This is a genomic window from Oerskovia sp. Root918 (assembly GCF_001428945.1).
In the GTDB taxonomy this organism is placed as follows: Bacteria; Actinomycetota; Actinomycetes; order Actinomycetales; family Cellulomonadaceae; genus Oerskovia; species Oerskovia enterophila.
Genome location: NZ_LMJG01000003.1, coordinates 1 through 14,074 on the forward strand (window position 1 = coordinate 1; position 14,074 = coordinate 14,074).

Genomic DNA, 14,074 nt, shown 5'->3' on the forward strand with positions numbered 1-14,074 from the left:
TTCGCGGACAGGTTCCCGGAGACGGGCGAGGCGCCCGCCGCGAACGCCCCACACCCTCTGCTGACCGAACTCACACCCCGAGAGGTCGACGTGCTGCGTGCCATCGCGGACGGCCGGTCCAACGCGGAGATCGCGGAGCGTCTCTTCCTCTCCGAGACCACGGTCAAGACCCACGTGGGCCGCATCCTCACCAAGCTGCAGGTGCGCGACCGCCTGCAGGCCGTGGTGCTCGCCTACGAGACGGGACTCGTCCAAGCACGACACCGCTAGGCCGTCCGGGCCGGCCTGATGGCCCTCGGCNCCTCACCAAGCTGCAGGTGCGCGACCGCCTGCAGGCCGTGGTGCTCGCCTACGAGACGGGACTCGTCCAAGCACGACACCGCTAGGCCGTCCGGGCCGCGCATCGCTGGGAACGTCGATCAGCGATACGTGGGCCCGTGGGTTTCGTGCTCGTGAGCACGAGCAACCCCGCGGCATCGTCCTCGGGAGCGATCTGGAGCTGGCCGATCACGGTGCCGGTGGCTTGGTGGACACGGGCACGTTCTGGCCAGGTCGTGGCTGCGAACCCCCGCTCGTCGACGCGCTGTTCCAACCAGGGCTGACACAGGCATCTGGGGCGGTCGATCAACCGTCCGCGCGGGGGGCAGAGCCCGTGCGACGACAGGCCAGGCGCGTGACCAGATAGAGAGCCACGCCTACGAGCACCAGGGCTCCGGCTCGGAGCCAGGTCTGCGGTTCCTGCTGGGTCAGGAGCAGGACGCAGCTCCCGGCACCGAGCACGGGCACGATCGTCGCGACGCGGAAGTGATCCTCCCTCACGGTGTCCCTGCGCAGGACCAGGACCGCGATGTTGGTGCTGATGAACACCACCAGGAGCAGGAGCACCACGGTCTCCGCGAGTGCGCCGAGGTCGCCCGTGAAGACCAGTCCCATCGCGACGAGCGTGGTCGCCATGATCGCGACCCACGGGGTGCGCCTGCCGGGAAGCACCCTGGCCAGACCGGTAGGCAGCAGCCCTTGTCGCGCCATGCCGTAGGTGAGCCGGCTCGCCATGATCATGGTGAGCAGGGCACCGTTCGCGACCGCAATGAGCGCCACGACCGCGAAGAACCGTTCGGGTACGACATCAGCGACCTTGACGACCTCGAGCAGTGGCCCCGTCGAGCCGGCGAGCCGCTCGGGGGGCGATACCGCGACCGCGGCCACTCCGACGGCGACGTAGACGACCCCCGCCGTGATCAGCGCACCGAAGAGCGCGCGCGGGTAGACCCGGCGGACGTCCTTGACCTCCTCGGCCAGGTTGGCGGAGGTCTCGAAACCGACGAACGAGTAGTACGCGATGAGCGAGGCCGAGAGGACGGCCAGTACCGGGGTCGTGTCCTGGGTGAACTCAAGGGCGCGTCCCGGCGATGCGTCGCCCCGGGTGAGGACGACCACTGCGAGCACCACGATCAGAAGCAGACCGGAGAGCTCGATCGCGGTCATAGCCACGTTGGCTCGTAGGGACTCCTGGATGCCACGAGCGTTGAGGGCCGCGACGAGAAGCAAGAAGACGAGCGCGACCGGCACGACGGACAGATCCACGAAGGATCCGAAATAGTCGCCAGCAAACGCGAGGGACAGACCGGCGGCGCTCGTGACACCCGCAGCAAGCATGCAGAATCCCACGAGGAACGACACGAGAGGCACCTTGAAGGCACGTTCGGCGAACACCGCCGCACCCCCAGCCGCAGGGTACTTCGTGACGAGCTCGGCATAGGAACCGGCGGTCAGCAGGGACAGCCCGAGGGCGACGAGCAGCGGCAGCCAGACGGCGCCGCCCACCTCACCTGCCATCTCCCCCACCAGTGCATAGACCCCCGCGCCGAGGACGTCACCCAGGATGAAGACGTAGAGAAGTCGTCCTCCGACCGCACGGTTGAGTGGCATGGACGTAGACGTGGTGGTCGTTTCAGACATCTCGGCAGGCTCGCATGGGAGTGGCCGACTCGCGAACGCCCAGCCTCCTTGCCACAGCGTCGGTCACCACGATGGCCGCTGCTGAGATCGCTCGGCGTGGATCGCACTCCCTGAAGCCCTGGATCTTCCGCCGCACGATCGACCACTACCTCGGCACCGCCATGCTCATCGTCGCCGTTATCGGGCTCTACCTCTCTGCCCAGGACACCGTCTCCTCGGCAGACGCGTCGGCACCCTCGTGCCCTTGCGGATCTCGGTCGTGCGCAGCTGGCCGGCCCACTCGGCGACGTCCCCCCAGCGCACGTTCCTCGTCACTGATAGCCATCTGGCTCCCCCTCTCGTCACCCGCAAGACCTAGCAGGATGACGGCGGACCAGGGCGCAACCTCGGGCGTTCACCCGGCCTGGCCGAGCTGGGCCGCGATGATCTCGTCGACGACCGCCTGAGGGTCCAGATGCTCGCTCACCCGGGCCGTGAGCAACGCGCCGACCCGGGCTACTCGCCCGTGTTCGGCGCGTCGAGGAACGCCTGCATGAGCGGCCCCGCCGTGCCCGACCCGCTGTCCCCGGTCTCGACGAACACCGCGACCGCGAGGTCTCCCTGGATCGCGATCATCCATGCGTGCGCCTGGCTGCCGTCGCCGTACTGGGCCGTGCCCGTCTTGACCGCGACGTCCCCGGGCAGGGTCTTGAGCGCGACCGCGCTCCCGTCCGTCACGACCGACCGCATGAGGCTGAGCAGGGTCGCGGCCTCGTCCGCGGTGAGCGACGACGGCGCCGGGGTCTCGTCGGCGACGGCGGTCACGTCGGGGCGGACCAGGACGGGCGAGACCCGCGCGCCGTGCGCGACGCTCGCGGCGAGCGTCGCCATGCCGAGCGGCGACGCCTCGACCTTGCCCTGGCCGATGATCGAGGCGGCGTGCTCGGTCCCCTCGGCCGAAGCGGGCACCGAGCCGAAGAACGCGGGGGCGCCCAGCTCGGACTCGACGCCCAGGCCGAGGTCCGCGGCCGCGTCGTGCAGAGCCTGCTGCGAGACGGCGTCGCGCTGGGAGATCATCGCGGTGTTGCACGAGTTGGCGAACGCGGTACGGAAGGGCACCTCGCCCAGGGCCGACGTCGGGTACCCCGGCACGTTCTGGAACTCGCGCCCGTCCACCGAGAGGGTCGGCGTGCACGACACGACCGACTCGGGTGTGAGCCCCGTGCGCAGCATCGCGAGCGCCGAGGCGACCTTGAACGTCGAGCCGGGCGCGTACTTGCCGGTCGTGGCCGTGGACGTCCCGTCTCCGCCCGGGCCGCTCGCCGCGACCAGGACGTTGCCGGTCGAGGGCTCGATCGCGACGATCGCGCTCGCCGACGGGACCCCTGACAGGACCGACTCGGCCGCGACCTGCATGTCGGGGCGGAGCGTCGTGGCGAGCGACGCGCCCGCGACGGGTTCGACCGTGAAGACGTCGGTGACGTTCTCCACGGGGTCCGGCTCGCCGTCCAGGTCGGTGTCCTCGCCCGTGTCCTCGCCCGCGCTCCCGTCCGCGACGATGCTCACGGTGATCCCCGGGTTCCCGCGCAGCTGGACGTCGTACTGCCGTTGGAGACCCGACAGCCCGACCGTGTCCCCCGCGACGACCCTGCCCTCCGACTCCTCGACCGCCTCCGCGGTCGCGTCCCCGACGCGGCCCAGGATGGCACGCGCGAACGTGCGGGTCGGCGCGAGGTCGAGGGTCCCAGGAATCACCGAGGCCCCGTCGATCGCCTCGACCGCCCCGACGTCGATGCCCGCGGTGTCGTCCTGACGGACCACGATGGCCTCGACGAACGCCTTCTCGCCCGCCCCGGCGACCTTCTGCGCGTACGCCTCGACGTCGATCCCGACGGCCGCGGCCACCTCGCGCGCGACCCCGTCCTGCTGGGCCGGGTCGAGGTTCATCTTGTCGACGCCGATCCGGTGCACGGGCCGCGGCTCGACGATCGGCATGCCGTCGCCGCCGAGGATCTGCCCGCGGTCGGCGCGCACGCGCGTCACGGCCAGCCGGTCGCCGTCGGCGAGGTCCGGGACCAGGACGTCGGGCTCCCAGGCCACGGCCCACCTCGCGGGCCCGTCCTCGCCCTTCGCGGGTTCCTGGAGCGCCAGGTCGACGGTCGTCTCGTACGTCCAGGGCGTGGCGTCGGTGACGTCCCAGCTGTACGCGAGCGTCGCGGTGGCCGCCTTGCCCTTGTCGTCGCCCTCGGCGACGACGTCGACGTCGGCCACCGTGACCGTGTGCTCGACCTCCGCGAGGGGCTCGAGGACGGCATCCCGGTGGGCCGCGACGTCGATGGTGGCCCGCGTGAACGTGACGCCCTCGAAGTCTCCGTCGGAGATCGCGGTCGCGAGCGCCTCGGCCGCGTCCTTGGCACTGGGAGGCTCCTCGGTGCACGCCGTCAGGACCAGCGCGAGGGTGGGGACGAGGAGGAGGGCACCGAACCGCACGGGTACCCGCGCTCCGGTCGACCTCGTGCTCCGGCGCTGCTGCTCGAGACTCACGTGCTCCCCCTCACGGTGTGCCGGTCGCAGACCGACAGAAACGGCGATCCGGGCGTCGTCGCCCGGGAGCGAGGCTAGCCCACCGGGCGCGGACGGGCGTCGTCGGGCATGGCCCTGCACCACTGCAACCCCGAGCCTCCACACGATCCCCGCGGACGTCGCGCCGGACCGTGCGCGCCCGCTCAGCGTCCGGTCGGGGCGCCCTTCGCGGCCTCGCCCATGCGACGCACGGCCTCGGTGAGCACCTCCTGGCTCGTCGCCAGGTTGAGGCGCACGTGCCCCGCTCCGCCAGGACCGAAGTGCCTCCCGTCGTTGAGCGCGACCTTGGCCCGGTCGAGGAAGAACCGGTAGGGGTCGTCTGCGACGGACGACGCGTCGAGCCAGGCGACGTAGGTGCCCTGGGTGGGCTCGTAGCGGACCTGGGGCAGGTGCTCCTCGAGGAGATCGGTCAGGAGCAGCTTGTTGCGGCGGATGCCGCGCAGGACCGCGTCGAGCCACACCGTGCCCTGCGTGAGCGCCGCGGCGTGCGCGATCACGGACACGTGCCCGACGCCGTGCACGACCTCCTCGGGGATCCGCCGCAGGTCGGCGGCCGCCTCGGGACCGCCCACCGCGACGGCGGCCTTGAGGCCCGCGAGGTTCCAGGCCTTGGACGCCGACAGGACCGCGATCGAGTCCTCGGCCCCGGCCACGGTCACGATGGGGGTGTATGCCACGCCGGGCGCGGTGATGGGCGCGTGGATCTCGTCGGACACGATCCGCACGCCGTGGCGGCGGGCCAGGGCGGCGAGCCCCTCGAGCTCGGCGCGCGTGTGGACCGTGCCCGTGGGGTTGTGGGGGTTGCACAGCAGGTAGACCGCGCGGCGCCCGCTGCCGGGGCCGGTCCCGTTGAGGGTCGCGCCGGTCGCGTCGGCGAACGCCGCGTCGAGCGCGTCGAGGTCGAGCCGGAAGTCCGCGGTGAGCGGCGCGGTGACGATGCGGCGTCCCTCGTTCTGGGTGAACCCGAAGAAGGGCGGGTAGACGGGCGGGCTGACCACGACCGCGTCCCCCGGCCCGGTGAGCACCTTGAGGATCTCCATGAGGCCGAGCATCACGTCAGGCACCATGCGTGTGCCCTCGGGGTCGAACGACCAGTCCCAGCGGCGCTTCGCGAACTCGGCGAGCGCCTCGGCGTAGGTGTTGCCGTAGTCGTAGCCCGTGTCGCCCGATCGCATCGCGGCCGTCACGGCCTCGACCACGGGCGGCGCGAGCTCGACGTCCATCTCCGCGACCCACAGGGGCAGGACGTCGGGCGCGTAGGCGCGCCACTTGAGGCTGGTCCGACGGCGGAGCTCGTCCTGGGTGAGGGCGTCGAGCGGGTTGTCGGTGGCGAAGGGTGAGGTGGTCACGGCTCGAGCCTACGGTGACGCGATCGGCTCAGCAGATCTGCCGCACGAAGGCACCAGGGACCGCAGAACGGTAGTGTTTGATTCCGAAGAACGGTAATGTTTGAAGGCGAAGAACGGTAACATCCAGAGCCGAGGAACGGTGGTGCGGAGATGCCCTACACCGAGCGGGTGCTGGACCGCGTGCTTGACCGACTGATGCACGGACTACCCGCTGTGACGATCGAGGGACCACGTGCGGTCGGCAAGACCGCCACGGCCCTACGGCGCGCGCAGACCGTCGTCGCTCTGGACGATCCTGCGACCGAGACGCTGACCTCGGCCGACCCGACGCGACTCACGCGACTTCCCGGGCCGGTGCTCGTCGACGAGTGGCAGCGCGTCCCCTCGGTCTGGGACGTCGTCCGGAGAGACGTCGACGAGAACCCGACCCCCGGTAGGTACCTGCTCACCGGTTCGTCGGCGCCGTCGAAGCCACCGACCCATTCCGGCGCCGGACGCATCGTTCGTGCACGGATGCGCCCCATGACTCTCTCCGAACGCCATGTCCAACCGGTGACCGTCTCGCTCGCAGAGCTGCTGTCCGGAGACGTACCGCCGGTCGGGGGCGAGAGCAGCATGCGCCTGGCGGACTACGCCGACGAGATCGTCTCCTCCGGATTCCCCGCGCTCCGCAGCCTTCCGTCCAGCGTGCGCGACGACGCCCTCGACGGCTACCTCGACGGACTCGTCGAGCACGACTTCCCCGAGCTCGGTGTTACCGTCCGCAGGCCGGCCACGCTTCGCGCATGGCTGACGGCCTACGCGGCCGCGACGTCCTCGACCGCCTCGTACAACGCCATACTCGACGCAGCCACCCCGGGGCTGCCGGACAAGCCCGCGAAGGCGACGACCATCGGCTACCGGGATGCCCTCTCGAAGCTGTGGATGCTGGACGAGGTCCCGGCCTGGACCGGCGGCCTGAACCACCTGAACAACCTGGCACAGAGCCCCAAGCATCACCTCGCCGACCCCGCCCTGGCAGCACGGCTCCTCGGGGTCGGGACAGCGAAGCTCCTGGACGACCCGCATCATGGTCCCCCCGTCGTCAGAGACGGCCCGCTCCTCGGAGCCCTGTTCGAGGCGCTCGTCACCCTGTCGGTGCGCGTCTACGCGGACGCGGCCCGCGCCACCACCAGCCACCTGCGCACCTCCCGTGGCGACCACGAGGTCGATCTCATCGTCCAGAGGCAGGACGGGAAGTTCCTCGCCATCGAGGTCAAGCTCGCTGCCGACGTCACAGACACCGACGTCAAGCACCTGCGCTGGCTCCGTGACCGCGCAGGAGACGACCTCCTCGACGCCGTGGTCGTCACGACCGGTCCCGGAGCCTACCGACGTCGGGACGGCATCGCCGTGGTGCCAGCGGGCCTGCTCGGTCCCTGAGGCACCGCCGCCAGGCGGCTCGCGGCCCGCGTCGGCGGCTCAGCCGTCCGTGCCGCGCCCCGCGCCCGCCCGGGCCCGCTCGAACACGCCCTTGGGCAGCGCGAGCGTCGTCGTGGGGGTCTTGGTGCGCCGGACCGCACCCGGCTCGGGGACGGGCGCGTCGTCGTCGGGCGCGTCCGGGGCGAGACCGCGCGCGTGCGCGGGCGGCGCTCCCCCGAAGACCGCCCTGGACACCCGCAGCACCACGAACACGAGCACCGCGAGCGCGACGGCCGCGATGACGATCTTCTGCAGGACGCCCGCGTACTCCTCGACGAGGTGCCAGCTCTCACCCAACGCGTAGCCCGCACCCACGAAGATGCTGTTCCAGATGAGGCTGCCCGCGGTCGTCAGGACCACGAACTTGGGGAGCGGCATGCGGTCGACACCCGCGGGGAGCGAGATCAGGCTCCGGAAGATCGGGATCATCCGGCCGAAGAACACGGCCATGCTGCCGTGCTTGTGGAACCAGGCCTCGGTACGGTCGACGTCCTTGAGCTTGACCAGGGGCAACCAGCCGATGATCTTGCGCGTGCGCTCACGACCCACCAGGACGCCCACGTAGTAGAGCGCGATCGCGCCCACGAGCGAGCCGATCGTCGTCGCGACGATCGCCGCGAAGACGTTGAAGCTGCCCCGGCTCGCCGTGAACCCGGCCAGCGGCAGGATGACCTCGCTCGGCAGCGGCGGGAAGAGGTTCTCGAGCGCGATCGCGAGCCCTGCGCCGAACACGCCGAGTGTCTCCATGAGCGACACGGCCCACCCGGCGACCCCCCCGAGGTCGGGTTCGCTCGCGGCGGCCGCGTGCACGAGGTCGGCGGGAAGGATCGAGAAGGGCATGCGCAGACTGTAGACGGCGAGGACCGGACAATTCGAACCCGGGCGTGTCACGTGTGGGGGGGCGTGCAGGACTGCCGCTGAGTGCGGAGTTCTTGTGCGACACGCCGGGTGTTTCGCGCAAGAACTCCGCACTCAGCGGCGGGCGCCGTTCAGTACCGCCAGCGCGACATGTCCTGCTGGTACGTCCGGTAGATCAGGGGCGACAGCAGCGTCGAGGCCTTCATCTCGACCTCGGGTCCCGGGTGGTCGCCCGCGAGCGTCGCGGTGGCCCGCAGCGAGTCGAGCGTGTGGAAGCGCAGCCCCTCCGGGAGGGGCGTGGCGCCGAAGAGGCGCGCTCCGCCGTCGGGCCCGAGGGTCCCGTCCGCCGCGGACCCACCCTGCCCCGGCGCGGCCGGGAGCGACAGGACGAAGCCCCACTCCCCGAACGACGGCACGTTGACCGACAGCGGCACCACGGTCCGCCCCGGCGAGCCCGCACGAACGGTCGCCGCGACCTGCCAGTACGCGTTCGGCGTGAAGTACGACGACGTCGCCTGGGTCGCGTACACGCCCCCGGGCCGCAGGTGGTTCGCGACCATGGCGTAGAACTCGGTCGAGTAGAGCTTGGCGATGCGCTCGTTGGACGGGTCGACCAGGTCGATCAGGACCGCGTCGAACGTCTGGTCCGTGGTGTCCATGAACCGGAACGCGTCGCCGTTGACGACCGTGACGCGCGGGTCGTCGAACGAGTGCTCGTTGAGCTCGCTCACGAGTCGGTCGGTCCGGGCGAGCTCGGTCACGGCCGGATCGAGGTCCACGACCGTGACCTCCCGGACGCTCGGGTAGCGCAGGACCTCGCGCGCGAGCAGCCCGTCCCCTCCCCCGAGGATCGCCACGGACGCGGGCGCGGCGACCGACGTGAGCGTCGCGTGCGCGAGCGTCTCGTGGTACCTCGCCTCGTCGACCGACGAGAACTGGAGCTGGTCGCTCAGGTAGAGCCGGACGTCGTCGCCGAACGTCGTCAGGACGAGCTTCTGGTACGACGTCGACTCGTAGTGGACCACCGGGTCCTGGTAGAGCCGCGTGTTGATCGCACCCTCGATCGCGTTCGACGCCCCGAAGCACACCACGAGGAGGACCACCGTCGCCCAGCTGAACCACGTCCAGCGCGTGCGCCGCCCCATGCGCCGCAGCATGAACACCGCGACCAGCACGTTGAGCAGCGCGACCGCGTACGCCGTCCGCATGAGCCCCAGGTACGGGAGCATGACGAACGGGAAGAGCAGCGACGCGGCGAGCGCGCCGAAGTAGTCGACCGCGAGCACCTTCGACAGCAGCCCGACCGACTCGTCCCGGCCGTGCTCCTTGAGCAGCGCGACGAGCAGCGGGATCTCGACGCCGATCCCCACGCCGATCGCGAGCGAGAGCAGCACGAAGACCAGCCAGTACACCTGGGTCAGGCTGAACGCGGCGTAGAGGATCAGGACCGAGCTGCCGCCCAGCAGGGCGAGCGCGACCTCGTTGCGCACGAAGTTCAGGCCGGGGTTCGTGGCCAGGCGCGTCGCGAGGAGCGAGCCGATCCCCATGCCGAACAGCGTCAGGCCCGTCGCGACCGAGAACGCGACGACCGAGTCGCCGAACAGGTAGGACGCGGCCGTGCCGAGGATCAGCTCGTAGATGATCCCGCCGACCGCGACGAGCAGCGCCGCCGCGAACACGGTCGGCTTGTCCATGCTGCGGCCCGACGGCGGCGCGTCGCCCGGGAGCGGAGCGTCGCCCGACGGCGGCGCGTCCCCCGGGAGCGGCTCGCCCCCGGCGAGCGGCGCGGTCTCCGTCTGCGTCTCGCCGGCCACGGTCAGGAGAGGATCGTCCCCGCGATGATGATCCCGATGGCGATGGCCAGCCCGGCGATCATGATCCCGAAGGCCGTGTTGTGCTCGTCGACGAGCTCACGGTGCAGGTTGAGCTTGAAGAGGTAGTTGACGATCACGATCGTCAGGACGAGCAGGACGATCCCCAGGACCGAGTAGACGATCGTGGAGAGGAAGGCGTCGAGGCGCAGCTGGTCGAGGATGCTCATGGTTGCTCCAGGTGGGTCGCGGTGCGGTCGGGTGGTCGGTGAGGACGGGTCGTGCTGAAGGGCTTCGGGTGCCGGCGCGCTCTGGGCCGGACGGTCTGCGGGCCGGGCTACTTGCCGAGGCCGCCGCCACCGCCGCCGTAGACCGAGCGGCGGTAGCAGGTCTGGTCGTCGTCCTGGGAGACGACCTGGTCCGACGGCGCGGCCTGCTCGACGGAACGCGGCGTGCAGTAGGTGTCGTTGCGCGGGCCGCACGAGCTGAACAGCATCGTCGCGAGGACCCCGATCGCGAGGAACGCGCCGACGAGCTTGACCGAGACGTTCCGCGGCGCGATGCGCTTGCCGAAGTGCGCCTTCTGCCCCGCGACGTCCAGGACGGTGCCGTGATAGAGGTCGATGATGCGGTCGTCGAACTTCTCGAGCGAGAGCACCATGTCGTTCGTGCGCAGCTCGGCGTAGGCGACGGGCTGCCCGATCGACAGGTCGTACGTGAACGACCCGTCGAGCGACCGGATGGTCCCGACGCCCGCCTCGGTGACCGTGGTCCGATAGGTCCGGCCGCTCAGCGTGACGTTGACGACCTGCCCCTTGCGCAGGCGCGAGGGGTCGAGGCGCTCGGCGCTCTCGGCCGGGCGGTAGAGGGTCACGGCCTTGGTGTAGTGGTCGTACTCGACCCAGAAGTCGAGGTTCTCGTACCCGAGGACCTCCCACTCCTCCCAGTAGTACGTGACGCCGTCGCTGGGGTCCTGCTCGCCGTAGACGACGACTCCCTGCGGCAGCGAGCGCCACGGCGGCGCGCCGATCAGGTGCTTGCCGAGCGTCATGCGCGCCTTGGGTCGGGGCGCCATCAGAGGAGGGTCCGGACGGTCACGCCGGCGGCGGAGAAGGTCTCGCGCAGCAGGCTGCGCGTCTCCTCCTCGAAGCTGCCCGACGACGGAGCGCGGCACGTCGTGAGGGTCAGGTAGGCGGTGCCTTCCTCGGGCCACGTGTGGACCGCGAGGTGGGACTCGGCCAGGAGCGTCGCCATGCTGAACCCCTGCGGGGCGAACCGGTGCGAGGTCTCGCCGAGCGGGGTGAGCCCCGCACGGTCGACGACCTGGGCGATACAGGTGCGGACGGTCGTCTCGTCGTCCAGGAGGGCGGGGTCGCCTCCGGAGACGTCGAAGACGTAGACGAGGTTGCGGTTGACCTGATCGGTCGGCACGTGATCTCCCTGGGCTGCGGCTGGCCGGGTCACGCTAGCGGACGCCCGACCTTCCCGAAAAATGCGGACGGCCCCTGGGACGCGAGTTCACCCGGGCCGCTCACCGAGCGCGCCCGGGCGTCCCGGCCTAGCGTGTGTGACCGGGGCCTCGGCACGGATGCCGGAGCCCTCTGCACGTCCGCTCCAGCAGTACCTCGACGTACCGCACGACCCGACCACCCGGTCCGGTGCACGGCGCCGCCTGCCGTCCCCCGGACCAGCGACGGCGACCCCGGAGGACATGACATGACGCAGGACGCACGGCAGCGCGGCGCTCTTCCCATCCCGGACCTGGCCTACACGGGGACGGTGACGTACGACGCGACCGACCCGGACACGCACTACCCGCCCATCGAGCGGCTCCTGCCTCCGGAGGGCGCGCCCAACGTCCTGGTCGTGCTGATCGACGACACCGGGTTCGGCGCGTCGAGCGCGTTCGGTGGCCCGGTCCAGACCCCGAGCTTCGAGCGGGTCGCCGCACAGGGGTTGAAGTACACGCGCTTCCACACCACGGCGCTCTGCTCCCCCACCCGGGCCGCGCTGCTGTCCGGCCGCAACCACCACTCCGTCGGGATGGGCGGTATCACCGAGATCGCCACGAGCGCGCCCGGGTACAGCTCGCTGCGACCCAACAGCTGCGCACCGCTGGCCGAGACCCTGAAGCTCAACGGCTACAGCACGGCCCAGTTCGGCAAGTGCCACGAGGTTCCCGTGTGGGAGGCGAGCGCCGTCGGGCCGTTCGACCACTGGCCGCACCCGGGCGGCGGGTTCGAGTACTTCTACGGGTTCATCGGCGGCGAGACGAACCAGTGGTACCCGGCGATCTACGAGAACACCTCGCCGGTCGAGCCGTGGGGGACGCCCGAGGACGGCTACCACTTCATGGCCGACATGACCGACAAGGCGATCGACTGGACGCGCCAGCAGAAGTCGCTGGCCCCGGACAAGCCGTTCTTCACGTACTTCGCGCCGGGCGCGACGCACGCCCCGCACCACGTGCCCACCGAGTGGTCGGACAGGTACAAGGGCGCGTTCGACCAGGGGTGGGACGCGGTGCGCGAGGAGACCTTCGCGCGGCAGAAAGATCTGGGCGTCATCCCGCAGGACGCGGTGCTGACCGCGCGCAGCCCCGGCATCCCGGCCTGGGACGAGATGAGCGAGACCATCAAGCCCGCGCTCGCCCGGCAGATGGAGGTCTACGCGGGCTTCCTCGCCTACGCGGACCACCACGTCGGCAGGCTGCTGGACGCCCTCGAGGACATGGGCGAGCTCGACGACACGCTGGTCTACGTCATCATCGGCGACAACGGCGCGTCGGCCGAGGGGTCGATGCACGGGACGACGAACGAGGGCTTCACGATCAACCACATGAACGACATCGAGACCGAGGAGTACGTCGCCGAGCACATCGACGACATCGGGACCCCTCGCTCGTACAACCACTACGCGGTGGGCTGGGCGCACGCCATGGACACGCCCTACCAGTGGACCAAGCAGGTCGCGAGCCACTGGGGCGGGACGCGCAACGGCACGATCGTGAGCTGGCCGAACGGAGGCGTCGAGAAGGGCGGGATCCGGAACCAGTTCGCGCACGTGATCGACGTCGCGCCCACGGTCCTGGCCGCGGCGGGCATCCCCGAGCCCTCGACGGTCCACGGCGTGACTCAGCGCCCCTACGAGGGCACAGCCATGAACTACACGTTCGACGACGCGGCCGCGCCCGAGCAGCACGTGACCCAGTACTTCGAGATGGTGGGCAACCGGGCCATCTTCCACAAGGGCTGGACCGCCGTCGCCAAGCACAAGGACCCTTGGTTGGGTTCCGACCACGGGCTCGACGAGGACCGGTGGGAGCTGTACGACGTCGAGACCGACTGGACCCAGTCGCACGACCTCGCTGCCGAGCAGCCCGAGAAGCTCGCCGAGCTCCAGCGCCTGTTCCTCATCCAGGCCGCGCGCTTCAACGTGCTGCCGCTCGACATCCGCACGGCCGAGCGGTTCAACCCCGACCTGGCCGGGCGTCCGTCGCTCATCACGGCGCAGAGCCAGACGCTCTATCGGGGCATGCGGCGGCTGAGCGAGAACTCGGCCATCAACATCAAGAACAAGTCGTTCACGGTCACCGCGAAGGTCGAGGTCCCCGAGACCGGCGCCGAGGGGGTCCTCATCGCCCAGGGCGGGGCGTACGGCGGCTGGTCGTTCTACGTGACGGAGGGCAGGCTCGCGTTCGCGTACAACCTGCTCGGCATCCACACGGACATCGTGCGCTCCGGGTCCCCGGTCCCGGCGGGAGAGCAGGAGCTCCGCGTGCACTTCGCGTACGACGGCGGAGGTCTCGGCAAGGGGGGTGACGTCACCCTGTTCGTGGGCGAGCAGCAGATCGGCGCGGGCCGCGTCGAGCGCACGATCCCCTTCCAGTTCACGTTCGACGAGACCGTCGACGTGGGCCAGGACCTGGCCTCGCCCGTCTCGAGCGACTACGGCCCCACGGGCAACGAGTTCACGGGGACGATCGACCGTGTGCGGATCGACCTCGGTGACGACGACCACAGCCACCTCATCAGCGACGAGCACAAGTTCGACGTCGCGATGATGAAGCAGTAG

General features: G+C 70.6%; 11 protein-coding genes. 3 read left to right on the forward strand and 8 right to left on the reverse strand.

The window, feature by feature from the left end; all coding sequences use genetic code 11:
• Positions 1-270, forward strand: a 270-nt coding sequence (locus ASE27_RS05640) for a response regulator transcription factor (protein WP_162259219.1), incomplete at its 5' end; no start/stop codon positions are given.
• Positions 271-624: 354 nt separating this feature from the next.
• Here the strand turns inward: ASE27_RS05640 and ASE27_RS05645 are convergent.
• From ASE27_RS05645 to ASE27_RS05655, 3 genes are all read right to left on the reverse strand, one after another.
• Complete coding sequence (locus ASE27_RS05645) at positions 625-1,929, reverse strand: APC family permease (RefSeq protein ID WP_235534144.1); 1,305 nt, start codon at positions 1,927-1,929, stop codon at positions 625-627.
• A 525-nt stretch (positions 1,930-2,454) separates the two neighbouring features.
• Positions 2,455-4,482, reverse strand: coding sequence for a penicillin-binding transpeptidase domain-containing protein (locus ASE27_RS05650; protein ID WP_235534145.1), 2,028 nt, complete (start codon positions 4,480-4,482; stop codon positions 2,455-2,457).
• 182 nt (positions 4,483-4,664) lie between these two features.
• Complete coding sequence (locus ASE27_RS05655; RefSeq protein WP_056647344.1) at positions 4,665-5,870, reverse strand: MalY/PatB family protein; 1,206 nt, start codon at positions 5,868-5,870, stop codon at positions 4,665-4,667.
• A gap of 195 nt (positions 5,871-6,065) precedes the next feature.
• Here ASE27_RS05655 and ASE27_RS05660 point away from each other — a divergent pair, with 195 nt between their 5' ends.
• A complete protein-coding gene (locus tag ASE27_RS05660) occupies positions 6,066-7,292 on the forward strand; it encodes an ATP-binding protein (protein WP_369818991.1) in 1,227 nt (408 codons plus the stop codon).
• A gap of 39 nt (positions 7,293-7,331) precedes the next feature.
• Here the strand turns inward: ASE27_RS05660 and ASE27_RS05665 are convergent, their stop codons facing one another.
• The 5 genes from ASE27_RS05665 to ASE27_RS05685 all read right to left on the reverse strand — a co-directional run bounded on the left by ASE27_RS05665 (position 7,332) and on the right by ASE27_RS05685 (position 11,431).
• Positions 7,332-8,171, reverse strand: a complete 840-nt coding sequence (locus ASE27_RS05665; RefSeq protein WP_082608592.1) for a DedA family protein — start codon at positions 8,169-8,171, stop codon at positions 7,332-7,334.
• A 149-nt stretch (positions 8,172-8,320) separates the two neighbouring features.
• Positions 8,321-10,003: a polyamine aminopropyltransferase gene (locus ASE27_RS05670; protein ID WP_235534146.1), complete on the reverse strand. Its 1,683-nt coding sequence runs from the start codon at positions 10,001-10,003 to the stop codon at positions 8,321-8,323.
• A 2-nt stretch (positions 10,004-10,005) separates the two neighbouring features.
• Positions 10,006-10,230, reverse strand: coding sequence for a DUF350 domain-containing protein (locus ASE27_RS05675; RefSeq protein WP_056647350.1), 225 nt, complete (start codon positions 10,228-10,230; stop codon positions 10,006-10,008).
• Between the two features lie 107 nt (positions 10,231-10,337).
• Positions 10,338-11,075, reverse strand: coding sequence for a DUF4178 domain-containing protein (locus tag ASE27_RS05680; RefSeq protein ID WP_056647353.1), 738 nt, complete (start codon positions 11,073-11,075; stop codon positions 10,338-10,340).
• Positions 11,075-11,431 (reverse strand): S-adenosylmethionine decarboxylase family protein, encoded by a 357-nt coding sequence (locus tag ASE27_RS05685; RefSeq protein ID WP_056647356.1) that lies wholly within the window; start codon positions 11,429-11,431, stop codon positions 11,075-11,077. Before ASE27_RS05685 ends, ASE27_RS05680 begins: the two co-directional genes overlap by 1 nt.
• Before the next feature lie 285 nt (positions 11,432-11,716).
• On the opposite strand from ASE27_RS05685, the gene ASE27_RS05690 reads away from it, so the two are divergent.
• Complete coding sequence (locus ASE27_RS05690) at positions 11,717-14,074, forward strand: arylsulfatase (RefSeq protein WP_056647359.1); 2,358 nt, start codon at positions 11,717-11,719, stop codon at positions 14,072-14,074.

Bases quoted from the DNA above. Each gene is read 5' to 3' on its own strand.
- ASE27_RS05645 (WP_235534144.1), bottom strand. From the start codon at position 1,929: ATGCCACTCAACCGTGCGGTCGGAGGACGACTTCTCTACGTCTTCATC.
- ASE27_RS05660 (WP_369818991.1), top strand. From the start codon at position 6,066: ATGCACGGACTACCCGCTGTGACGATCGAGGGACCACGTGCGGTCGGC.
- ASE27_RS05665 (WP_082608592.1), bottom strand. From the start codon at position 8,171: ATGCCCTTCTCGATCCTTCCCGCCGACCTCGTGCACGCGGCCGCCGCG.
- ASE27_RS05675 (WP_056647350.1), bottom strand. From the start codon at position 10,230: ATGAGCATCCTCGACCAGCTGCGCCTCGACGCCTTCCTCTCCACGATC.
- ASE27_RS05680 (WP_056647353.1), bottom strand. From the start codon at position 11,075: ATGGCGCCCCGACCCAAGGCGCGCATGACGCTCGGCAAGCACCTGATC.
- ASE27_RS05690 (WP_056647359.1), top strand. From the start codon at position 11,717: ATGACGCAGGACGCACGGCAGCGCGGCGCTCTTCCCATCCCGGACCTG.